The following is a 21,657-nucleotide window of genomic DNA, read 5'->3' on the forward strand; positions in this document are numbered from 1 at the left end:
CTTGGCGATTCCGCTCACCTACATCGCGCGCAACCTGTGGGCGCGCTGGGTGACCACGGCGCTGACCGCCGGCGGCATGGCGCTGGTGGTGTTCGTCTTCGCCACCATGCTGATGCTGGATGCCGGACTGAAGCAGACCCTGGTGACCACCGGTGAGCACGACAATGTGGTGGTGATCCGCAAGGGCGCGGAGACGGAGGTGCAGAGCGCCATCAGCCGCGAGCAGGCGGGCATCCTGGAGATGCACCCCTCGGTGGCGATGGACGGCAGCGGGCGGCCACTGGCCTCGCGCGAGGCGGTGGTGCTGATCTCCCTGGTCAAGGCCGCCTCGGGCAAGCCGTCTAACGTGGTGATCCGCGGCGTCTCGCCGATGGGCGCGGCGCTGCGCCCGCAGCTTCGGCTGGTGGCGGGGCGGATGTTCCGGCCCGGCTCGTCCGAGATCATCGTCGGCAGCGGCATTGCCAAGGGCTTTGCCGGCGTGCGGGTGGGCGAGCACCTGCGCTTCGCCCAGCGCGACTGGACCGTGGTCGGGCACTTCGACGCGGGCGGCAGCGGCTTCGACTCGGAGATCTGGGGCGACGTCGACCAACTCATGCAGTCCTTCCGCCGCACCAGCTATTCGTCGATGGTGGTGCGCGTGGCCGAGCCGGCCCGGCTCGAGCGCTTCAAGGCCGACATTGACGTCGATCCGCGCCTGGCCGACGAGGCCAAGCGCGAGCAGGCCTTCTACGGCGACCAGTCCAAGGCGCTGTCCACCTTCATCAACATCCTGGGCCTGACCCTGTCGACGATCTTCTCCATCGCCGCGATGATCGGCGCCATGATCACCATGTACGCCTCGGTCGCCAACCGCGTGGCCGAGATCGGCACGCTGCGCGCGCTCGGCTTCCAGCGCAACAACGTGCTCGTGGCCTTCCTGCTCGAGGCGCTGCTGCTCGGCCTCGTCGGCGGCATCGCAGGGCTGGCCTGCGCCACGCTGATGGAATTCGCCTCCTTTTCCACCACCAACTTCCAGACCTTCGCCGACCTGTCGTTCCGCTTCACCCTGACGCCCGCCATCGTAGCCAAGACGCTTGCATTCGCGATGGCGATGGGGCTGGTGGGCGGCTTCCTGCCGGCATTGCGCGCGGCCCGCATGAACATCGTCGATGCGCTGCGGGCGCGCTGAGGGGAGGGCTGTGGGATCCTCTTCGTGGGCAAGCGGCGGGCAACGTTGCCCGCCGCATATGACTTATTGCGACTTGCCGGACTGCGTCGCAGCCTGCTCGATCAGCTTCGCGACTTCGGCTGGATGCGAGATGTAGGCGACGTGGCTGGAGTTCTTGATCTCGATCGTCTTGCTTTCCGCCCGCTTGGTCATGAAGCGTTCCAGGTCGGGGTTGATGGCGCGGTCGGCTGTCGCAACGACTGCCCAGCTAGGCTTCGTTCTCCACGCGGCCTTCGAGATCGGGACGCCAAACGCCTTCGCGGCCGGTGTCACCTGGGAGATCGCCATGAAACTGGCTTGTGCGGCTGGCACGTCTGCAGCAAAGTCGGTGTGAAACATGGCTTCATCGAAGTACAGGTAGCCGTCCTGGGTCGACTTGATGGCCTTGGTCGCGGGTGGCATCTTCTTCGCCAGATCCAGGGGGCTTTCTCCGGTATCAGGCTGGAATGCCGCGACATAGACAAGCCCGGCGACCTTGTCGTGGTTGCCCGCCTCGGTAATCACGGCGCCGCCATAGCTGTGGCCGACGAGAATGGACGGCCCATCCTGTGCTTCGATCACGCGGGTGGTTGCCTTCACGTCATCTTCGAACGAGGTTTCCGGTTGCTGCACTACGGAAACCTTGTAACGATGGCGCGTCAGGATCTTCGCCACGGGTTGCCAGCCGGAACCGTCCGCAAAGAAGCCGTGAACCAGGACGATGTTCTTGATAGGGGCGGATGCATCTTCAATGTTGATGCACCTATCAACAGCTGCAAGAGCGAGTCGGGTAGCAATGACCTGATCAGCAACAACTCGCGACTCACCGAAACCGAATAAGGCAGCCAGGCTGATGAGTCCTCTTGCACGCCCGGATCTGCGTGACGCGTTGGACTGGCAAGTTCGGCGCTCGCTGTAAGCCGGTACTGTGCTGCTGGCCGGTGCCTTGGGCGCCTGCCAAGCTAGACCACGTCGAGCCCGGCACGCCGGGCGGAAGGCTGCCGCTCAGCTCGTACTCCTCACTACAATTCTTGCGTATCTCGCCATGGCTTCCCAGAAGGGAAAGGATATGCCGATTTGGATATGCCGATCTTCGAAATCAGCTTAGGCCAAGTTGATTTCGAACTGCTGTAACGCATGTTCTGGGCGGCACCGTCAACCCCAAAACGCCAGGGGCGGTCAAACGTGGCTGACTACGAGCGAAGCCGCACATACTGCCCGACGAAAAACGCCTTACATGAAAGAGGGACGGGCCGGGATTCTTCTGCGGTGCATTCCTGAATGCGGCCCATATCGCGGACCGAGTATTCTGCGCACCTACCAGGAGGCACTGTGAATGATGATCTGAAGTTCGGCTTGACAGTGCTGGCCGCTGTGGGCGGGATGATTTATGCGGGAGCCAAAGTAATGAACATGGACTTCAGCATTCTCGATCTGGTGGCGCAACTGGTGCAATTTGCCACCGGTGCGCTGCGTAGCCTGCTTCATTGATTGCGTGACGCCTCATGCGTCGCGGCGAGGTGGTGCCCCGAGACGCCTTAGTCTTTTTGGGCGCATGGATAGAATCGCGTCGGACTGAATTTCAGGCAGCCGGGTAAGCCGGCCGACAGCGAGCCCTCAGGACCCTCAGGACGGTCAGGGCATTCGTCGACGGTTGCATCGGTCCCGACTATCGGCCGTGCTGCGTGCTGCGTGCTCACGGGCGATCGGCGAGGCATCGAACTGGACAGCTTGGTCGCCTGGACCGCCTTTCGATGATTTAACATAACACTAATTATGCGCAATCTTTCTGTTACGGCCAGCTGCTAATGTCCGGATATAGCCAGATTCAAATGTCCGAGTTGCGTGAGCGTAACCTGTACGGCCGCCCACCGCCAGGATGCCGCCATGCGCCGCCCGGACACGATCACCATGACGATGCGCCAGCTGGACCGGCTCAAGGTGCTGCAAGCCCTGGCCGATGGTCACCTCAAGGCCGGGATCGCGGCCGCGCGACTAGGACTGACCACGCGCCAGACGTTGCGGCTGCTGCGCCGCTATCAGGCAGATGGCGCCGCGGGATTGCAGAATCGCCGCCTCGGCGCGCCGGGCAACCGGCAGTTGCCGCCCGGCCTGGAGGCGCGCGTGCGCGGCCTGATCCGCGACAGCTACGCGGACTTTGGCCCGACGCTGACCGCCGAGAAGCTGCGCGAGCGTCATGGCATCGACCTGGCCGTCGAGACGGTGCGCCGGATCATGATCGACGCCGGCTTCTGGGTGCCGCGCCGGCAGCGCCCGCCCAAGGTCCACCAGCCGAGGAACCGGCGCGCCTGCCTCGGCGAGCTGGTACAGATCGACGGCAGCGACCACCACTGGTTCGAGGACCGTGCGCCAGCCTGCACGCTGCTGGTCTATGTCGACGATGCCACCGGCCGGCTGATGCAGCTGCTGTTCGTGCCGACCGAATCGACGCCCGCCTATTTCGCCGCCACGCGTGCCTACATCGAGCGCCACGGCAAGCCGCTGACCTTCTATTCGGACAAGTTCAGCGTGTTCCGCGTGAGCGCCAAGGCCAATGCCGAAGGCTGTGGCTACACGCAATTCGGGCGCGCGCTGTACGAGCTGAACATCGACATCCTGTGCGCCAACTCCAGCCCCGCCAAGGGCCGCGTCGAGCGGATGAACGGCACGCTACAGGACCGCCTGGTCAAGGAGCTGCGGCTGCGCGGCATCAGCTCGATGGACGCGGCCAATGCCTACGCGCCCGCCTTTATCGCGGACTTCAATTCCCGCTTTGCCAAGGCGCCGAAGAGCGACTTCAACGCGCACCGGCCGCTGCGCGGCGACGAGGACCTGGAGCGGATCTTCAGCTGGCGCGAGTGGCGCAAGGTGTCAGCCAGCCTCACGTTGCAGTACGACAAGGTGATGTACCTCCTGGAGGACCTGCCGGCGCACCGGCAACTGATCCACCGCTACATCGAAGTAGCCGACTATCCGGACGGCCACGTGGAACTGTGGGCCGATGGCGCCTCCCTGCCCTACACCACCTATCACCGGCTCTCCGAGATCGACCAGGGCGCCGTGGTGGAGAACAAGCGGCTCGGCCACGTGCTGGACATCGCCGCCCAGGTGCAGGCCTTGCGCGACGACCGGCACCAGGCCGGCCCCTCGCGCACGCTGCTGGGCGAGCCGCCGCGGCCGCACCACCCATCGCTGGCCGTCAAGCGGCAGCGGCTGATCAACCGGCTGGACCTCGAGCGGGCGATCAAGGGCACGCCCCTGCCCTAGTTGGCCGCTTGCCGCCCGATAGCGGGCGCTGGGCGGCCCCATGCCGGAGGGCGGCTACCGACTCTATATGGGTACTCCGGTGCGCTCCCCGCGGACGGCACCGCAGCAGGTCTTTGGAGCAGTTCGACTTCCCCTTCCAACTGGAAAAATTTCGGTTGACCAAGCCTACGTAAACAAACGATCGTCTTTTAATCCCTGGGTCATCAACTCCTAGCATGATTTAATCACCGATCTCTTCGCGAGCACTGACCCATGGAAGGAAAATTGTCATCGTTTGCTATTGCATTCTTGTCGCACCGCGCAAGTTGCATTGTCATTGCCATAAGCGCATTGCTTGCCTTGGCGACTCCAACCAACATCCTATCGGAACATCGACTTCTTGCCGCCTTTTCAGAGTTCTGCGGAAGCATCTCGCCAGTTATAAATGCCTACCGCAGAAAATCATCCTTCCCGGAAGTCTCCGCGCTATATTTCTCGGTTATGTTCTTCGTGTCGCCACTAGTCTATTTCTCGGCACGAGATAGCTCCATATACAGGATTGCGGAAATTGCGAGATTATACGAAGTTAGTGCAGAAAAGTTCTGGCTCCAACTTTCAATGATAGTCGCTATATTCATTTTATCGATAATTATTTTCTATTACTGGAATAATGGTTACGAGTTTCAGATATTTAGGATAAATAGCTCGCGAATCTCGCTCGCTTTGTTTGGATGGATGGTGGCGGGAGGGGCGCCGTTTATGATGTTGGTTGAGGTCGTTCAATTCATTAACGTCGCAAAAAAGAAGTGTTATAAATGACAGTAGTGAGTGTCGATGCAGACAGTTTGCGCAGCAAGAAGGACGGAAGGGGCTTTCGTCGGAGGCGACTTCGACGCCCAGCGGCCCCTGCGCGGCGACGAGGATCTGGAACGGATCTTCAGCTGGCGCGAGTGGCGCAGGGTGTCGGCCAGCCTCACGCTGCAGTACGACAAGGTGATGTACCTGCTCGAGGACCTGCCCGCACACCGCCAGTTGAGCCATCGCTATATCGAAGTGGCCGACTACCCGGACGGGCACGTCGAGTTGTGGGCCGATGGCGCTTCCCTGCCCTACACCACCTATCACCGGCTCTCGGCGATCGACCAGGGTGCCATCGTGGAGAACAAGCGGCTCGGCGACGTGCTGGACATCGCCGCCCAGGTGCAGGCGCTGCGCGACGACCGGCACCAGGCTGGCCCTTCGCGCACGCTGCTGGGCGAGCCGCCGCGGCCGCACCGCCCATCGCTGGCCGTCAAGCGGCAGCGGCTGATCAACCGGCTGGACCTGGAGCGGGCGATCAAGGGCACGCCCCTGCCCTAGTTGGCCGCTTGCTGCCCGATAGCGGACGCCAAGCGGCCCCATGCCGGAAGGCGGCTACCGACCCCTCTCAGTCATTCGACCCCATCTGTCTGGATGACTGGTTTGGCACCGATAAGCGGGCGTTCGGCTTCCGCCCCTGTACGTCCCATATGCTTCCCTCAACGGTCATCCAAAATGCACGCACCCGTATTCTGGGGGCTGCAGATTGCATTGGGCTGCACACGGAAGCGGCTCGCTACCTGATGAAGTTTCATTGCCTTTTAATCGAGGCACCTAAGCCTGCCTCAAGCTAGAAGGGTCACTGTCTCTTAATGGACCACGCTGCGAACGGATCCGATTTGTTCTTGTACTGCGTCCAGGTTGTCTTGCACACACTGCATTGATGAGCCCGCGCTTCGGAAAGTGCGCCCCCGCCAAAGTTGTGGAAATACTTACCTGAGATTGGGCGTAGCGCACCGTGGCCGTTGGCGCAGCGTGAATCGACAGTGAGGTCCTCGCATCGGCTGCAAAGACCAGAACTCGGCAATCCTGTATCGGCCCCACGCTCTTCGCTGACAGAGCCATCAGACGCAAGGATGCCCATCTGGGTAAGCGTGTCGTCTGGCGCAATATTGGCCGATTCGGCTTTCTCGCATGCTCCGCTCCCGTGCCCACGCATGCGACGAACTGTTGCCCAATAGAGCACTCGTATAGCATCGGATCCGGTGTGCATTGCCGCCAGTCTGCAACGTTCCCCCTGGTGGCGCAGCGACAGCCCGAATTCCGCTGCCGACGCAAGACATATGACCCTTCCGCGTGCATCGGCCTGGCCGATCTGCTCGTCTATCAGAGCCGAGGCGTGTACGAGGTAATCTGCATCTCCACTGCGAGCCTTCTTGACGGCCTGACCGTGCACCCGCCGGGTCATTGCCCGAACCTCCTTTTCGAGCTTTGTCAAGCTGAGAAGGAGCTCCCTGTAGGATTTACTTGGATCTTGCATGATTGCCGCCTGGCATGGTTCCGTTATCGCGCAGGAACGATCGATACCCGAAGTGAACCGGCACTTGGTTTCTCATTGCGATTGCCCGACACGCCTCTCGGAAGCACTGCAACCGAACTGCTTGCTGAACCATCGCGAGAACGCGCTCAACGATGAAAATCCGACCAGGGCAGCGACTTCGGAAAGCGGCCTTTCACAGTTCTCGATGTACCGCGTGGCAAGCTCCACTCGCACGGCATTGAGGATCATCGAATAGCTCTCCCCGGACCGCCTGAGCTTTCGATGTACCGTACGCCGGTCCATGCCCAATTGCTGCGCGACGCGTTCGATGGAGCAGCCTCCCTGTGGCAGCATGCTGGAGATGAGTCGCCTCACGTTCGCCGGAATGCTGTGGGTGGTCTGGGCCAGCATGGTATCGAGGTATTGTCGAACCTGCTGCGCCATGACCGGGTCATGCGATTTCAAAGGAATTTCCAGTTCGGAAGCCCTATACACAAGTCCGTCGAACTCCTGGCTGAATGACACGGGCATGCCAAACACTCGCGTATGGGAGGTAGTGCTTTCCGGAGCGACATGCGTGAAGCAGATCTTGCGCGGCGTCAGCGAGGATCCGACCAGTCTGCCGAGGAAGCAATGAAGCGTTCGATAGATGACGCCGACGACAAGTTCGATGGACTGACGAAACGTGCCGGGGATCCCTCCCATCAGTTCGGCCCGGACGACGACCAGGCCATCCGATTCCTGAACGTGGATGGCGAGCGCTTCGTTGTGCAATCGAAGGTACCGGGCCATCGAATCGACCGCTTTGCGCAAGGTGGGCTCCTCCCACAACGCAAAGGCCAGCGGGCCCAGGTCGGATAGCTGGCGTGACTGCGCCATCCGCAGCCCAAAGTCGGCTAATCCCGACGAACGTGCGGACGCCTCGAGCAGGTTGCTCACCGCGTCAACCGGGATCATCATTTCGGTGTCCAGCAAGACATGGCGGCGAAGGCCCGCATCGTTGAGCTGCTGGTAGGGATTCAGCCCGACGGATCGCGCAACCTCGACGTAGTTGGTTAGGCTGGCGCTACGCAACAGGTACGGCATGGTGGTTTCCCCTGGAGATTCGGGAAGTCGCCCTTGGAGATTTTCCGAGTCGCGCTCTTCATGTCTGCAAGTGACGATACAGCTGGATCAATCACCGTAGTGGGAGGCGCAATACATTGCTGAACAAGTTCCAAGGCCGCCTGCTTTCAATGTGGGTCCGCGGATTCCGCGCGCAATATCAGCTTTCCATCAATCTCATCCACCTGGAATCTGCGCAGGCACAGACTGCCGGAGCCAGGTTGGCACTGCTTGGCGAGGTCGAACCGCAAGCCGTGCGCGGGGCATTGCAGTACCGTCCCCTCAAGGCGCCCGCTCGCCAGCGACGCGCCGTTATGGGGACATGAATTGTCGATGGCATGGATGGCCCCGTCGATGTTGAACAAGACGATGCTCCTGCCGCCGATGAAGACCAACTTGCGCTGGCCGGGCAAGAGCTCGCTTGCCAAGGCGACCGATATTTGATGTGTCATGCTGTCAGTAAGAAATTGACCGGTTATGCCGCGGCACGGTTTTCCCCGCTGCCCTCCTGCTCGATGGCGGCCAGTTCTTCGAGCAGCAGAGGAGCACCGACGCTCATGGTATGAAGGCCGAGTGTGCTGACGAACTGCAGAACGGCAGCGATCTCTTCCTTGGTGGCCCCGAGTTCAAGGGCCTTCCGGATATGACGTCGCGTGCCTGGAGCGTACAGATGCGTACAGGAAGCGTCGACGGCAATGGCGATGAACTCGAGCACCTTCGGCTCGAGTACACCGGCCGTTGCCGGATGCATGCCCATCGCCACGAATTTTTCGGTCCAGATCGGGTCGAGCTCGGCGATCGCATCCCAAGCGGGATTCCAGTAGCCACTGGCTCGCAGCAGATCGCAGACGGGGGTGACGCTTGAGTTGGTCTCGCCTTTCATGCACGGCCTCCAGAGAATCGTCTATTGGGCAACACGCTCGCGCAGCAGCTTCTTGTTGATCTTGCCGACGCTGGTCTTCGGGATTTCCGCGACAAAGGCAATGCGATCCGGTTCCGGAACGGCATACTTGCTGATCCGCTTCGATTCGACATGCCGCATCAACTGTTCACGGATCGCATCCACGCCCACGCTTGCGTTCGCCTTGCAGACAACATACGCCATGGGCCGCTCCCCCCACTTTTCGTCACGCACTCCAACCACCGCACATTCCTGGACACCTGGCACACCCGTGATCAGGCTCTCGACCTCGATTGACGATACCCACTCGCCGCCGGTCTTGATCACGTCCTTGATGCGGTCGACGATCCGCACAAATCCATCAGGTGTCATGACGGCGATGTCCTGTGTGTGCAGATACCCATCCGACCAGAGCTCCTCGGAAGCCTCGGGCTTCTTGAAATAGCCTTGGGTAAGGAATGGGGAGCGCAGGACAATTTCCCCCTGACTCTTGCCGTCGCGCGGCACGTCCTGCATGTCTTGACTGACGACCCGGAAGTCGACAAACGGCAGGGGCCGGCCGGTCGAGCAGCGCATGCGCACCTCTTCCTGGCGATCCTTCGGCGTGTAACCCGGCGGGAGTTGCGCGAGGGAAACGATGGGGCCGGTCTCCGACATGCCATAGGCGGTGAAGACATCCATGCCACGCTCCAACGCCGCCTCGCACAGCGCGGGCGGCAAGGCCGAGCCGCCGGTGATGAGCTTCCACCCCGACAGGTCCTGACCGTGCTCCTGTGCCGCCTGAAGCACCATCTGAAGAATCGTCGGCACGCAATGGGAGAACGTGACCCGCTCGGACTGACGCAGCTTTACGAGGCGCTCCGGCACATAGCGGCCCGGCAACACCGTCTTGAGCCCGAGCATGACAGCAATGTACGGCATGCCCCATGCCAGCACGTGGAACATCGGCGTGATCGGCATGTAGACGTCCTCACGATGCAGGCGCTGTCCCTCGTGCGGCGCGCACAGGCTCATGGCCGTCGCCATCGCGTGCAGGACAATGTCGCGGTGGCTGTAGCTGACGCCCTTGGGGTCACCGGTCGTTCCCGTCGTGTAGAACGTAGCGGCCTTGGTCCTCTCGTCGAAGTCGCGGAATTCGAAGTCAGCGGCGGCGTGGGATAGCAGTTCCTCATACTCCCCGGCGACCGGCAGTGTCATCGCCGGCACGGATTCACCGTCGGCAAGCACCACCACCTGGCGCACGAACTTCAGTTCGGCCTTGATTTCTTCAAGCACCGGGATGAAATCCGGATGCACCAGCACGACTTCGGCTTCGGCGTCGTTCAGGGTATAGAGGATCTGTTGCGCCGACAGCCGGACGTTGACCGTGAACAAGGTCGCACCCATCATCGGAATGGCGAAATAGCTCTCCAGGTAGCGGTGGCTGTCCCAGTCCATGACGGCTACGGTCGAGCCATGCTCGACGTCCAGCGAACTCAGCATCGAGGCGAGTCGGCCGACACGTTCGCGGAACTGCCTGAAGTTGTAGCGCAGCTCTCCCCGATAGGTGATCTCCTGGTCGCCGTAAAGGCTGAGCGAGTTGACCAGCAGTTGCTTGACCAGCAGCGGGTAGGTATAGGCCGAGGGCGTCGGTACGATCAGGTTTTCTTTCATGGCCGTAGTCAGAACGGTTTGCTGCCGACGATTCCGGCCCGCTCCATCTTGCGATGGCTTGGCGGGTAATCCATGACGGCGTAATGCTGCGTGGCGCTGTTGTCCCAGATCGCCACGCTGTTGGGCTTCCAGCGCCAGCGCACCTGGTACTCGGGGATGTAGGCCTGGCTGATCAGGTAACGCAGCAGGTCCGAGGCGCCTGGATTCGCGTCAGCCCCATAGCGCACGCGCTCCGGGGTATGGAAGTTGGTGATGTGAGTCGTGAAGACGTTCACGTACAGCACCTTTTCACCCGTCTCCGGGTGTGTGCGAACCACAGGGTGTTCGGCGTCGGGGTACTGCGCCTTGAGCGCCAGCCGCTTCTCGATCGGCATGACAGCGCCAAAGGTGGCCTCGATGCTGTGGCGGGCGCGCAGGTCGGCAATCTCGGTCTTGACGTGCTCGGGCAGCTTCTCGTACGCCAACACCATGTTGGCCCACATGGTGTCGCCACCGACCGGCGGGCATTCGATGCAGCGCAGCACCGCACCGAACGGCGGCGCTTCGCGCCATGTCGCGTCCGAATGCCAGGCGTTTTCGTAGCGATCGTTCGGCTGCTCCGGCGTGCGGTAGATTCGCGCAAGGCCCGGATTCTCCGGGTCGCTGCCGACTACCGGGTGGCCTTCCAGCTCGCCGAAACGGCGGGCAAAGGCCACGTGCTCGGCCCGGCTGAAGTCCTGGTCGCGCAGGAACAGCACGCGATACTTCAAGAGTGCGGCACGGATCTCGGCGAACAGTCCCTCGTCGTGAATGGCATCCGCCAGCTTGATGCCGCTAAGCTCGGCACCGAGGGCATAAGTCAGTTGCTCGATACGCATGATATTGTCCTTTCCCCCAAATGGGCTTCAGATCACGAAAATTGAGGAGCCTGTCGTCTTGCGTGACTCCAGGTCGCGATGGGCCTGCGCCGCATCCTGCAGGGCGTAGCGCTGGTTGATCTCGATCTTGATGCGGCCCGCTGCCACATGGCCAAACAGTTCATCGGCCAATGCAGCCTTCTCGGCCGGGTCCGCGATGTAGTCGGCCAATGCCGGACGGGTCAGGTACGGCGAGCCCTTGAGGCCGAGCACGTGTGGATTGAACGGGGGGATCGGACCCGACGAGGTGCCGACACAGACCACCAGACCCCGGCGCTTCACCGAGTCCAGGGACGCCTCGAAGGTGTCCTTGCCGACGCTGTCGAACACCACATTGACGCCGACGCCATCGGTGAGCTCGCGTACCCGCTTGGCGATATCCTCATGGCTGTAGTTGATGGTGTAGTCGCAGCCGTGCGCGCGAGCGACTTCGGCCTTGGCCTCGCTGGATACCGTGCCGATGACGGTCAGACCGAGGAGCTTGGCCCATTGCGACACGATCAGTCCGACACCGCCAGCCGCCGCGTGCAGCAGAACGGTGTCGCCTGCTTTAAAGGCGTAGATGCGGCGCGTCAGATAGGCGGAGGTGAGGCCGCGCATCGTCATGGCTGCCGCCGTCTCACAGGTAATGCCATCCGGCAGCCTGATCAACGGCGCGGCCGGGATCAGGCGCTCTGTGCAATAGGCGCCCAGCGTGTTGTAGGCGCCGGTATATGTCACCCGATCGCCAACCGAGACGTTTGTGACGTCCGGTCCGACTGCCTCCACTACACCAGCCGCTTCGGTACCGATGCCAGACGGCAGCGGAGACTGGGTACAGGCCGGTACGGAAATAGATATCGGCGAAGTTCAGGCCCACCGCCTCGTGGCGGAGCCTGACCTGGCCCGGGCCGGGCTCTCCCACCTCAACATCCTCGTAGCGCAGGACCTCAGGTCCGCCGGTCTCATAAAATCGTACGGCTTTCGCCATGTCTGTTCTCCTGTCATTCATTCAGTCTGGTTGCCCAAAGCCCTTGTCCGGCGCCAAATCGCCGCAGTGGGACAAGTGCGGGCAGTGCATTGATTACGGTGCAGTGGCAGCCCGGTGGCGGGCGAATTCGGCAAACCAGGCCAGGCTTTCGGGATTGGCCATGGTGTCGGGATTCGCCACCTTCTCAAGGGGCTGTCCGAGCAGCAGTTTCTTGATCGGCAGTTCCATCTTTTTGCCGGACAACGTGCGCGGAATCGCGGCCACCTGGAACACTTCGTTCGGCACATGCCGCGCCGACAGCGCCACCTTGATGCGGTCGCGGATGGTCGCAGTGAGTGCCGGCGTCAGATCGGCGCCGGAGCGCAGCACCACGAACAGCGGCATATAGGAATCGCGCCCGAGGTATTCGAGATCCACGACCATGCTGTCCAACACTTCGGGCAGGTCCTCCACGGCCCGGTACAACTCGCTGGTGCCCATGCGGATGCCGTGCCGGTTGATGGTGGCGTCCGAGCGCCCGTAGATGATGGCCCCGCCGCGCGGCGTGATCCGTACCCAATCACCGTGCCGCCAGATGCCCGGATAAGTGTCGAAGTAGCTGTCGCGATACCTCAGGTTGTCCTTGTCGTTCCAGAAGTAGAGCGGCATCGATGGCATTGGCGCGGTACAGACCAGCTCGCCGACCTCATCGACCAGCGCCGCACCAGCCTCGTCAAACGCCTCAACCCGCGCGCCCAGGCACCGGCACTGCATTTCGCCAAGGTAGACCGGCAGCGTGGGGACGCCGGCCACGAAGCAGCCGGCAAAATCGGTGCCGCCGGACAGCGCGTTGATCCAGACCGAGCCGACATGGTCGAGAATCCAGCGGTAGCCTTCGGGCGACAAAGGGGAACCCGTCGACCCGATCGCGCGCAGGTGCGACAGGTCAGCCACCTGGCGCGGCTCGACGCCCGATTTCAGGCAAGACTGAAAATACGCGGCGCCCGCGCCGAAGAAGTTGACCTTCGCCTCGCCGATGAACTGCCAGAGCGTGTTCATGTCCGGGTACCCTGGATTGCCATCGAACAGGCACGCGGTCGCGCCGGCCAGCAGTCCGCCCACCTGCAGGTTCCACATGATCCAGCCGGTGCTGGCCTGCCAGCAGAAGCGGTCGCCTGGGTTCAGATCGAGGTGGAGCGTGGTGAGCTTGACATGCTCGAGAACGATACCACCATGCGAATGGACGATAGGCTTCGGCAGGCCTGTCGTGCCCGAGGAATAGACGATCCAGAGCGGATGATCGAACGGAACGTGCTCGACTTCGAGCGCGGCGTTGCCCGAAATGGCGTCAGACCAGGAAACGCAGCCACGGAATTCGTGGCAGGATGACGACGGCTCCGACGCCAGACCCGGTACGAGCACGACGTGCTTCACGCTCGGCAACTGCTGCTCCAGCGCGTGCAGAAGTGGGCGGCGATCGAAAGCCTTGCCGCCATACTGATAGCCATCGACGGCAATCATCACCTTGGGCTCGATCTGGCGGAAACGGTCGAGTACCGCCAACTCCCCCATATCGGGCGCGCAGGCCGACCAGATCGCGCCGATGCTCGCCACGGCCAGGAAAGCGACAATGGCCTGAGGCGTATTGGGCAGGAAGGCCGCGACCCGATCGCCGCGCTCGACGCCCATGCTGCGCAGGGATGCCGCCAGGGCGGCCACCTGCCGCTCCAGTTCGGCCCAGCTCATTTCGCCGCCACGACCCGCTTCGTCGCGGTGAATGATGGCGGGCCGGCTCGTCGTGGCATGCCGAAAGACCTGTTCGACATAGTTCAACTGCACGCCAGGGAACCAGACGGCACCCGGCATGGCGGCATCGGCCAGCGCCACGCACGGCGCATGTGCCGCCGGGATGCCCGCCCAATCCGACAGCGCCAACCAGACGGCACCCGGCGTGGTGGCATCGGCCAGCGCCACGCACGGCGCGTGTGCCGCCGGGATGCCGGCCCACTCCCACAGCGCGAGCCAGAAGGCGTCGATCTGGTCGACTGACCATTGCCACAAGGTGTGGTAGTCGGCGAACGACAGCCCGCGCTCACGCTCGAGCCACCGCATGAAGTCAGTGATGCGAGCGCGATCTATGGTTTCAGAAGATGGTGACCAGGCGGGCATGGCGGACGAAGCAGCCGCATGCGAACCGGCGCCCGGGGTAGTAGTGCTGGAGATGCTCATTGCTGGGTACGGATGCTGGCTGCGCCCTGCCGGGGCGCAACCTTGGGAGATGGACTCAGTCTTGGCTTGACGTCTGGATGCGCCGGGCAGGTCAGGCGGATACCGCCATTGGCGATGCCCCGGGGGAAGCGGCATCCATGCGAATATTTGCTACCTTTGCCAGTTCCGATTCGTAGCTGCGCATGGCAAGCAGGAAGCTCAGGGCTGCGAGCAAGCCGAAAGCGGGCATGACCGCGAGCGCCGTCTGCAAGCCCCAGGCATCGGACACCAATCCACCCACGAACGGGCCGACGGCGAGACCGAAGAGGTTCTGGAACAGCGCCAGCATGGCCGCACCCGTGGAACGGACGCCCGGATGGATCACGTTGAACACGACGCTGGAAGCCGGCGCTACGGTGCACATCATCAGGAGCCCGCCTAGGGCGATCAACAGGAACTGCTGGCCAGAGGGCGCCGTGCCGGCAAATGCAGTCACGAAAACAAGCAATGTTGCCGTGGAAAGGATGGCCATCATCACGAGCTTGTTGCGCGGCCGGCGTGCACCGACGAGATCCGCCGCCGCCCCCCAGATGACGGAGCCCAAGGCGCCGCAAAGCACGATTGCTGCGGCCTGCATGGCCGCCTGGTCCGGAGCGGCTCCATGGTATCGGTTGAAATAGCTCGGCAGCCACGACCAGATCGTCGACACGACGACGAGCTGGAGTGCGGAGCCAAGGCAAGTCCACAATGCGGTGGGCGAACCGGTCAGCACCGTTGCGATCTGTTTGGCAAAGCCTCCGATAGACTGCCGTTCGCTATCCATGCGAGGCGCGAGCGCCACCGTCTTGTAGTCCGGCACCAGCAGGTACAGGACAGCCAGGATCAGGCCCGGAATCCCAACGACACCGAACGCAGCCTTCCAGCCCCAGTGGGCTGCGACCACACCACCGAGCATCACCCCAAGCACGGAGCCAATCGAAGCGGCCGCGAGAAAGGCGCCCAACAGCGTGGTGCGCAGGCGCTTGGGGAACAGGCTCGCAATCAGGGCGCCACCCACGGAGCCATAGCCGGTTTCGCCGACGCCGACGACGGCTCGTGCGATGAAGAGCTGGCTGTAATTGCGCGTGAACATGCAGGAGATCGTCGCCAGGCTCCACACCGTTGCCATGACGAAGATGCTTTTGACGCGGCTGACGCGATCTGCCAGCAGCGCAACGGGAAGACCACCCACGGCGACGACGATGGAGATGATCGACACGAGACCGCCGAGCTGCATATCCGACAAGCCCCATGCAGCCTTCAAATGCGGGAACACCGACACGATGACTTGCCGGTCGATGTAGTCAAATAACATCAGTGCGAAGGTCATCGCAAAGGCGAACCAGGCCTGCGGCCGGCTGACAAGATAGCCGTCGCGATCGTCCATCCGCGGGGCGGCCGAATGCAAGTTCATGATTTGTGTCTCCGGGGTGGGAGCCTTTTCATGGAAAGCCCCCTTGGTTCTACAGTGCCCAGCCCGCGTGGTCGGCGGGCTGGGCGGCACGCCGTCAGGCGGCGCGCAGTGGTACGCCTCTTACCCCAGGCTGGCGGTTGGGCGCCATGCCGTTGGCCGCGAGGGTCTCATCAATGCTGTCGTACCAGGTGCCGATGCGGTAGATTTCGCGCGCTTCCTTGCCGGTGGCAATCTCACGGCCGAGTTCGTGGGCGACCCGGACGCACTGCTGCACCTGCTGGACGGACGTCATGCGGTCGCCGCGTTGATCGGTCAAGGTGTCTTCCGTACCAACGCGGGGATGGAATCCCATCGCCATGGACATCATGTTCAATGGCAGCACGCTACGCAGCAGAGATTCGGACGTGACACAAATGCCGTCAGCGACGCGTTGCAAGAGATACATGAAGTTATAGGGATTGGGGCCGTCGGCGCCGCCGGCGATACCAATCCAGGTCAGGTTGACCGGGCCCTTGTAGATGCCGCGGCGGATCATGCGCTCGATCGTGTCGTAGGAGTGAACGCCCGCCAGTTGGAAATGCGGCTGGATGCCTGCGGCCTGCAAGCGCCGCAGATGCTCTTCAACCCAGCCAGGTCCCGCCGGGACCGTCATCTCGCGATAGGCTTGCTGCAGGGCCGGCTCGGCCAGCGACGTACCGTGCACGGCGTCCGGCGTCATCAGCTCCATGATGTTCATCTGCGTGGTGTTGATCGCAATCGTCACCTGGTCCGGCTTGGGATCCAGTTCGGCGAGCATGTGGCGGGTATCGTCGGAGAGCCACTTGGCGGCCTGACCGTCGTCTTCCGGTGCGAACGAGATGGAGCCGCCCACCTGGATGATCATGTCAGGCACGGCCTTGCGCACGCCGGCGATCAGCTCGTTGAACTTCGACAGCCGCTTGGAGCCCTTGCCGTCCAGCTCGCGCACGTGCAGGTGGAGCACGCGGGCGCCGGCCTCATAGCAGTCGACGGCCTTCTGGATCTGCTCGTCCATGGTCACCGGAATGTCTTCCGGGAAGTCCGACGGCATCCATTCCGGGGCGTAGGGTGCGACGGTGATGGCCACCTTCTGCTGGTTTTCGGGGTGAAGCGAGTCGTCGAGAAATTGCATGGTTGTCTCCTGTGGTGTGGACTGGACCACCGCCGTTCAGCGCTTTTGCCGTCCGGTTCAGTGTTGGACTCCACTTTAGGCTTCCCATGCAGTAGACTTTTCGGATTGCGCGCCATAGTTTTTCGTTTGCGCGCCACACCGTGTAAACACTAACAGCGGCAAGTGCCGGCAGGCTTGCAGCCAAAAACAGAGACAGAGTGGAGCAAACGTGACCGAATCCATGGTCCGCGCGAGAGCGTTAAGTGGCTATCTTCAGGTAGCCAGGCAGCTTGGACTCTCCCCGCAAGATGTCTTGCGGCAGGTTGGGCTTGATGCTGCGGTCTTGGCCAGTCCGGAGCACCGGATTCCAATCACGGCTGTCTGCCGGCTGCTGGACACGGCAGCGCAGAAGGCCAGGTGCCCCACATTCGGGCTGCAAATGGCCGACACGCGCCAGCCATTCGATTTCGGCATCATCAATCTTGTGCTCTCGCACAAGCGCACGTTGCGCGAGGTCCTGCTGGCAGCAGTGCAATATCGCCACCTGCTCAATGAAGCCCTGGCTATCCATGTGGAGGCCAGCGGCGACATGGTGGTGATTCGCGAGGAGATCGTGGCGGACCCGGGCATCCCGACGACTCAGGCAACCGAGCTTGCGGTCGGCCTGCTGGCCCGCACCTGCGTTGCCATGCTCGGTGAGCATTGGAGGCCGAGCAGCGTCAATTTCACCCATTCGGCTCCGGCAGATCTACGTTTTTATCGGCACTTCTTCGGCTGCCCGGTTGTTTTCGACAGCGACTTCAACGGCATTGTCTGTGCTGCTGCGGACCTGGATCACCCGAATCCCAATGCCGACCCAGAGTTAGTGCGATACGCGGAAAGCCTGGCAACGCCGCTCAATGTGTCTAGGCCGGAGTCGATTGTGCTGGACGTGCGAAAGACCATCCATTTACTGCTGCCGATCGAACAGGCGACCGTCGAGCAGGTCGCACTCCATCTGCATCTGAGCGTGCGAACCATGCAGCGTCAGCTCGAGGCAGCGGGCACGAACTTCTCAAATCTGGTCGAGGAGGTGCGCCAGGAGCTTGCCGTACGCTACCTGACCAATCAGCGTTTCGCAATAGGGCGGGTCTCGGTATTGCTGGGCTACTCTCGGCAATCCTCGTTCACGCAGTGGTTCACCGCGCGTTTCGGTACGACGCCGCGCGCATGGCGGGCTGCGCAGATGAAGTGACTGTGAGTTGCAGCAATGGCGCTCGGCAGGCAAATGAATGTCTGCGATGCGCAATGCCTGCCTCTGGGCACGAAAAGCCCGAGCTGAATTGATACTTCAGTTCTGCCCCTTGGCGCGCCATGCTCTCGGTGCCATCCCAAATCGCCGCGAGAACCATTGGGTGAAGGATGCCTGCTGTGTGTAGCCGAGCAGCGACGCCACCCGTCCGATCGAGTAACGTTCGTTGTTCATATAGCGTACGGCAAGCTCCTGTCGTACTTCGTCAAGCAGGTTCGAAAATGTAGTCCCTGCCTCTTCGAGCTGACGCTGCATGGTTCGCACGCTGATATGCAGGTGATGTGCTACCTGTTCGATCGCGGCCTGCTCGACAGGGAGCAGCAAATAAATCGCATTGCGTACTTCCGCGGTGATGGTTTGTCGGCCAGCGGCGCCGGCGGATTCCGCAAGCCCTTCCGCGTAGCGGACAAGTTCAGGATCAGCCATCGGGTTCGGGTGATCGAGATCGCTCGCGAGACAGATGAACCCGTTGAAATCGCTATCAAAAACCAACGGGCAACCAAAAATCCGGCCGTGAACGCGAAGGTCCGCCGGTGCGGAGTGCGAGAAATGCACGCTGATCGGTCGCCAGTTCGGGCCAAGTACCGCTGCGCAAGTACGAGCCAGGACGCCGACCGCGAGTTCCATCGTTTGCCGCGGCCAGACGCCGATATCACAAAGACATTCCTCGCGAATGATCACCTGGGAGCCTGTGGTTTCAACGTAGAGGCCAAGGGCATCGTTGAGCAGATGGCGGTAGTGCACCATCGCAAGAAGTACCTCCCCCAGCGTACGTTTGTGCGCGAGAAGAAGCCCGATAACGCCAAAGTCGAAAGCCGTACGGGCTTCTGCCATTTGGACGCCGACGGACGGCGTCGAGGACTCCTGCGCGGTCGCTTCGAGCAACTGACATAGCGACGCGAAGGGAATGCGTTGTTCCCGGTTCATCAGCGTTGCCGGATCCAGCCCGAACCGGCGCATGAGCTCGTGAGGGTTCAACCCAAGCCGCAGTGCGACCTGCGGATAGGTCGTCAGAGAGGCAGCTCTGGCCTTGGGTTCATTTTCCGACACTTGGTTTTGCTGGCACATCGCCATCGGCAGGCCTCAGTGTTTACGCGTAATGGCGCGAATACTAAAAACAATGGCGCGAAAACTAAAGTCAGATTTCGGCACTGCCATATAGTAGCCAACAAGTTCACGGCGTGCTCTGCGATTTCTTCTGGACGGCGCGTCGTGATCTACGCCGAAGCAAGGACCTGCGCGAACGCCGCAGCCGCGCATCGACAGTCCCCTCATTCACTGGAGATATCCCATGCCACAGGCAATCCGCTTGTATCAAACCGGCGGGCCGGAAGTACTGACGCTCGAGAACGTCGAGGTCGGTGAGCCGGGGCCGGGACAAGCCCGGGTTCGACATCGCTACATCGCCGTCAACTTCATCGACATCTATCACCGCACGGGCTACTACCCGTTGGCACTGCCGAGCGGGTTGGGATCCGACGCCGTAGGTGTGGTCGAGGCAGTGGGACCGGGCGTAACAGACATCCAGGTTGGCGATCGTGTCGGCTATTTGATGGGGCCGCAGGGTGCCTACTCGGACGTTCGCGTGATGCCCGCCAACGTGCTGATACCCCTGCCAGAAGGCGTCTCCGATCGCACCGCTTCGACACTCATCATGAAGGGGATGACTGCGCAGTACCTGTTCCGCCAGGTCTACCCGCTCAAAGGCGGCGAGACGATCCTCTATCACGCGGCTGCCGGTGGTGTCGGCTTGATTGCCTGCCAGTGGGCCCGCGCTCTGGGGGTAACGATGATCGGTACCGTCAGCAGCGATGAGAAGGCCGAGATCGCCAAGGCGAACGGTTGCACGCACACCATTGTCACTTCTCGCGAGAACATCGCCGAGCGCGTGCGCGAGCTTACCGACGGAAAAGGCGTGCCGGTCGTATTCGATTCCGTCGGCAAGGACACCTTGCAGGCATCGCTGGACAGCCTGCAGGTGCGCGGCACGCTGGTGAGCAACGGAACAAGCTCAGGCCCCGTTACCTTTGATGCGTTGACGCTCGCGCAGAAGGGATCTGTGTGGGTGACGCGTCCGGCGATGGTGCATTACGCAACACCGCGCTCGCACATGCTGTCGATGGCAAAGGAGCTATTTGACTTGGTGCTTGCCGGCAAGGTCTCGAGCGAGCCCAAGCAGATCTACGCGCTGGCAGAGGCCGCGCAAGCGCATCGGATGCTGGAGTCGCGCCAGACAACGGGGGCGACCGTGCTCGTGCCCTGAAGGACGTTAAGGCTGATTGGGATCCCGACCTGGACAGCCTTACCCACTTCCCCGCATTTGGACTGAAGTTCTTCCGAGCTATTGCACCATGCGTATCGAGCAACTGACCTATGCCCTGGGCGCTGAAATCACTGGCGTCAAGCTAGCCGATGCTATCCATGACAATGGATTATTCGCCGAGATTCGTTCCGCTCTGTTCAAACACCGAGTCCTGTTCCTCCGTGGCCAAGATCTCAACTGCGCCGAGCACGTCGCGTTCGCGCGCCGCTTTGGCGATCTGGAGGATCACCCTGTCGCCGGTTCCGACCCCGAGAACCCGGGGCTGGTGCGGATCTACAAGAAACCCGATCAATCGCCGAACCGCTACGAGAACGCCTGGCATTCGGACGCCACGTGGCGTGAAGCGCCGCCGTTCGGCGCTGTCCTGCACTGCGTTGAATGTCCGCCGATTGGCGGTGACACCATGTGGGCGAACATGGTGTTGGCGTATGAGAAGCTGCCGGCCCACGTAAAGGAGGAGATCGCCGACCTGCGTGCCCGCCACAGCATTGAAGCCACGTTCGGCGCGGCCATGCCGATCGAGAAGCGGTTGGCGCTCAAGGCGCAATACCCTGACGCAGAGCACCCCGTCGTCCGTACGCATCCCGAAACGGGGGAGAAGATTCTGTACGTCAACGTCTTTTCCACGCACTTCACCAACTTTCATACCGCAGCGCATGTCCGCTATGGCCAGGATGCCAATCCGGGCGCAGGCGATCTTCTGCGATACCTGATCAGCCAGGCGCACATCCCCGAATACCAGGTGCGCTGGCGTTGGACTCCCAACAGCATTGCCATCTGGGACAACAGCGCAACACAACACTACGCGGTCATGGATTATCCGCCGTGCTTCCGCAAGATGGATCGCGCCGGGATCGTTGGCAGCAAGCCGTTCTGAGCTGGCAATGGTCCGGCATGTTCAATGCCATGGCGCCGTCAATAACGCGCAGCGCTTCCCGTGTATTTGACGAGAAAAGAAGCCGATTTGGTCCTGCAGCATT

At 62.0% G+C, this 21,657-nt stretch carries 18 protein-coding genes and 1 pseudogene; 8 read left to right on the forward strand and 11 right to left on the reverse strand.

Going from position 1 to position 21,657, the window contains the following annotated elements:
* Position 1 precedes the first annotated feature (1 nt).
* Complete coding sequence (locus AC1Z3O_RS26400) at positions 2 to 1,168, forward strand: ABC transporter permease (protein WP_483519019.1); 1,167 nt, start codon at positions 2 to 4, stop codon at positions 1,166 to 1,168.
* Positions 1,169 to 1,231: 63 nt separating this feature from the next.
* On the opposite strand, the gene AC1Z3O_RS26405 is transcribed toward AC1Z3O_RS26400, so the two are convergent.
* Positions 1,232 to 1,984 carry an alpha/beta fold hydrolase gene (locus AC1Z3O_RS26405; RefSeq protein ID WP_483522004.1) on the reverse strand — a complete coding sequence of 251 codons (753 nt, stop codon included), beginning with the start codon at positions 1,982 to 1,984 and terminating at the stop codon, positions 1,232 to 1,234.
* A gap of 534 nt (positions 1,985 to 2,518) precedes the next feature.
* On the opposite strand from AC1Z3O_RS26405, the gene AC1Z3O_RS26410 reads away from it, so the two are divergent.
* The 4 genes from AC1Z3O_RS26410 (at position 2,519) to AC1Z3O_RS26425 (ending at position 5,791) form a co-directional block, all read left to right on the forward strand.
* Positions 2,519 to 2,677 carry a hypothetical protein gene (locus AC1Z3O_RS26410; protein WP_483519021.1) on the forward strand — a complete coding sequence of 53 codons (159 nt, stop codon included), beginning with the start codon at positions 2,519 to 2,521 and terminating at the stop codon, positions 2,675 to 2,677.
* 396 nt (positions 2,678 to 3,073) lie between these two features.
* On the forward strand, positions 3,074 to 4,453 hold the full coding sequence (locus AC1Z3O_RS26415; protein WP_483519022.1) for an ISNCY family transposase: 1,380 nt from the start codon (positions 3,074 to 3,076) through the stop codon (positions 4,451 to 4,453).
* A 252-nt stretch (positions 4,454 to 4,705) separates the two neighbouring features.
* Positions 4,706 to 5,251: a hypothetical protein gene (locus tag AC1Z3O_RS26420; RefSeq protein WP_483519024.1), complete on the forward strand. Its 546-nt coding sequence runs from the start codon at positions 4,706 to 4,708 to the stop codon at positions 5,249 to 5,251.
* Positions 5,252 to 5,266: 15 nt separating this feature from the next.
* The gene (locus AC1Z3O_RS26425) at positions 5,267 to 5,791 is read left to right on the forward strand and encodes a hypothetical protein (RefSeq protein ID WP_483519026.1); all 525 of its coding nucleotides are present in this window, start codon (positions 5,267 to 5,269) and stop codon (positions 5,789 to 5,791) included.
* 1,051 nt (positions 5,792 to 6,842) lie between these two features.
* Here AC1Z3O_RS26425 and AC1Z3O_RS26430 read toward each other — a convergent pair.
* The 9 genes and pseudogenes from AC1Z3O_RS26430 to AC1Z3O_RS26470 form a co-directional block, all read right to left on the reverse strand.
* On the reverse strand, positions 6,843 to 7,856 hold the full coding sequence (locus AC1Z3O_RS26430) for an AraC family transcriptional regulator (protein WP_483519028.1): 1,014 nt from the start codon (positions 7,854 to 7,856) through the stop codon (positions 6,843 to 6,845).
* Between the two features lie 146 nt (positions 7,857 to 8,002).
* Positions 8,003 to 8,326: a Rieske (2Fe-2S) protein gene (locus AC1Z3O_RS26435; protein WP_483519030.1), complete on the reverse strand. Its 324-nt coding sequence runs from the start codon at positions 8,324 to 8,326 to the stop codon at positions 8,003 to 8,005.
* Between the two features lie 23 nt (positions 8,327 to 8,349).
* Complete coding sequence (locus AC1Z3O_RS26440; protein ID WP_483519032.1) at positions 8,350 to 8,757, reverse strand: carboxymuconolactone decarboxylase family protein; 408 nt, start codon at positions 8,755 to 8,757, stop codon at positions 8,350 to 8,352.
* A 21-nt stretch (positions 8,758 to 8,778) separates the two neighbouring features.
* Positions 8,779 to 10,428: a fatty acid--CoA ligase gene (locus AC1Z3O_RS26445; RefSeq protein ID WP_483519034.1), complete on the reverse strand. Its 1,650-nt coding sequence runs from the start codon at positions 10,426 to 10,428 to the stop codon at positions 8,779 to 8,781.
* A gap of 8 nt (positions 10,429 to 10,436) precedes the next feature.
* Complete coding sequence (locus tag AC1Z3O_RS26450; RefSeq protein ID WP_483519036.1) at positions 10,437 to 11,285, reverse strand: TauD/TfdA dioxygenase family protein; 849 nt, start codon at positions 11,283 to 11,285, stop codon at positions 10,437 to 10,439.
* Positions 11,286 to 11,312: 27 nt separating this feature from the next.
* Positions 11,313 to 12,294: pseudogene (locus AC1Z3O_RS26455) on the reverse strand (quinone oxidoreductase family protein).
* Between the two features lie 93 nt (positions 12,295 to 12,387).
* Positions 12,388 to 14,442 (reverse strand): acetoacetate--CoA ligase, encoded by a 2,055-nt coding sequence (locus AC1Z3O_RS26460; RefSeq protein WP_483522006.1) that lies wholly within the window; start codon positions 14,440 to 14,442, stop codon positions 12,388 to 12,390.
* 151 nt (positions 14,443 to 14,593) lie between these two features.
* Positions 14,594 to 15,934, reverse strand: coding sequence for an MFS transporter (locus tag AC1Z3O_RS26465; RefSeq protein ID WP_483519038.1), 1,341 nt, complete (start codon positions 15,932 to 15,934; stop codon positions 14,594 to 14,596).
* Between the two features lie 94 nt (positions 15,935 to 16,028).
* The gene (locus AC1Z3O_RS26470) at positions 16,029 to 17,084 is read right to left on the reverse strand and encodes a beta-keto acid cleavage family enzyme (protein WP_483519040.1); all 1,056 of its coding nucleotides are present in this window, start codon (positions 17,082 to 17,084) and stop codon (positions 16,029 to 16,031) included.
* Positions 17,085 to 17,304: 220 nt separating this feature from the next.
* On the opposite strand from AC1Z3O_RS26470, the gene AC1Z3O_RS26475 reads away from it, so the two are divergent.
* On the forward strand, positions 17,305 to 18,297 hold the full coding sequence (locus AC1Z3O_RS26475; RefSeq protein WP_483522008.1) for an AraC family transcriptional regulator: 993 nt from the start codon (positions 17,305 to 17,307) through the stop codon (positions 18,295 to 18,297).
* 96 nt (positions 18,298 to 18,393) lie between these two features.
* Here AC1Z3O_RS26475 and AC1Z3O_RS26480 read toward each other — a convergent pair whose 3' ends face one another.
* Positions 18,394 to 19,404 (reverse strand): AraC family transcriptional regulator, encoded by a 1,011-nt coding sequence (locus AC1Z3O_RS26480; protein WP_483519042.1) that lies wholly within the window; start codon positions 19,402 to 19,404, stop codon positions 18,394 to 18,396.
* A gap of 241 nt (positions 19,405 to 19,645) precedes the next feature.
* Between AC1Z3O_RS26480 and AC1Z3O_RS26485 the strand changes: the two genes are divergently transcribed.
* Together AC1Z3O_RS26485 and AC1Z3O_RS26490 are read left to right on the forward strand one after the other, a co-directional pair.
* The gene (locus tag AC1Z3O_RS26485) at positions 19,646 to 20,617 is read left to right on the forward strand and encodes a quinone oxidoreductase family protein (protein WP_483519044.1); all 972 of its coding nucleotides are present in this window, start codon (positions 19,646 to 19,648) and stop codon (positions 20,615 to 20,617) included.
* An 88-nt stretch (positions 20,618 to 20,705) separates the two neighbouring features.
* Complete coding sequence (locus AC1Z3O_RS26490) at positions 20,706 to 21,554, forward strand: TauD/TfdA dioxygenase family protein (RefSeq protein WP_483519046.1); 849 nt, start codon at positions 20,706 to 20,708, stop codon at positions 21,552 to 21,554.
* The last annotated feature ends 103 nt before the right edge of the window (positions 21,555 to 21,657 follow it).

The sequence above is a fragment of the Cupriavidus sp. 09_S30 genome, assembly GCF_056930435.1.

Bases quoted from the DNA above. Each gene is read 5' to 3' on its own strand.
- AC1Z3O_RS26415 (WP_483519022.1), top strand. From the start codon at position 3,074: ATGCGCCGCCCGGACACGATCACCATGACGATGCGCCAGCTGGACCGG.
- AC1Z3O_RS26420 (WP_483519024.1), top strand. From the start codon at position 4,706: ATGGAAGGAAAATTGTCATCGTTTGCTATTGCATTCTTGTCGCACCGC.
- AC1Z3O_RS26425 (WP_483519026.1), top strand. From the start codon at position 5,267: ATGCAGACAGTTTGCGCAGCAAGAAGGACGGAAGGGGCTTTCGTCGGA.
- AC1Z3O_RS26430 (WP_483519028.1), bottom strand. From the start codon at position 7,856: ATGCCGTACCTGTTGCGTAGCGCCAGCCTAACCAACTACGTCGAGGTT.
- AC1Z3O_RS26435 (WP_483519030.1), bottom strand. From the start codon at position 8,326: ATGACACATCAAATATCGGTCGCCTTGGCAAGCGAGCTCTTGCCCGGC.
- AC1Z3O_RS26440 (WP_483519032.1), bottom strand. From the start codon at position 8,757: ATGAAAGGCGAGACCAACTCAAGCGTCACCCCCGTCTGCGATCTGCTG.
- AC1Z3O_RS26445 (WP_483519034.1), bottom strand. From the start codon at position 10,428: ATGAAAGAAAACCTGATCGTACCGACGCCCTCGGCCTATACCTACCCG.
- AC1Z3O_RS26450 (WP_483519036.1), bottom strand. From the start codon at position 11,285: ATGCGTATCGAGCAACTGACTTATGCCCTCGGTGCCGAGCTTAGCGGC.
- AC1Z3O_RS26460 (WP_483522006.1), bottom strand. From the start codon at position 14,442: ATGCCCGCCTGGTCACCATCTTCTGAAACCATAGATCGCGCTCGCATC.
- AC1Z3O_RS26465 (WP_483519038.1), bottom strand. From the start codon at position 15,934: ATGAACTTGCATTCGGCCGCCCCGCGGATGGACGATCGCGACGGCTAT.
- AC1Z3O_RS26470 (WP_483519040.1), bottom strand. From the start codon at position 17,084: ATGCAATTTCTCGACGACTCGCTTCACCCCGAAAACCAGCAGAAGGTG.
- AC1Z3O_RS26475 (WP_483522008.1), top strand. From the start codon at position 17,305: ATGGTCCGCGCGAGAGCGTTAAGTGGCTATCTTCAGGTAGCCAGGCAG.
- AC1Z3O_RS26485 (WP_483519044.1), top strand. From the start codon at position 19,646: ATGCCACAGGCAATCCGCTTGTATCAAACCGGCGGGCCGGAAGTACTG.
- AC1Z3O_RS26490 (WP_483519046.1), top strand. From the start codon at position 20,706: ATGCGTATCGAGCAACTGACCTATGCCCTGGGCGCTGAAATCACTGGC.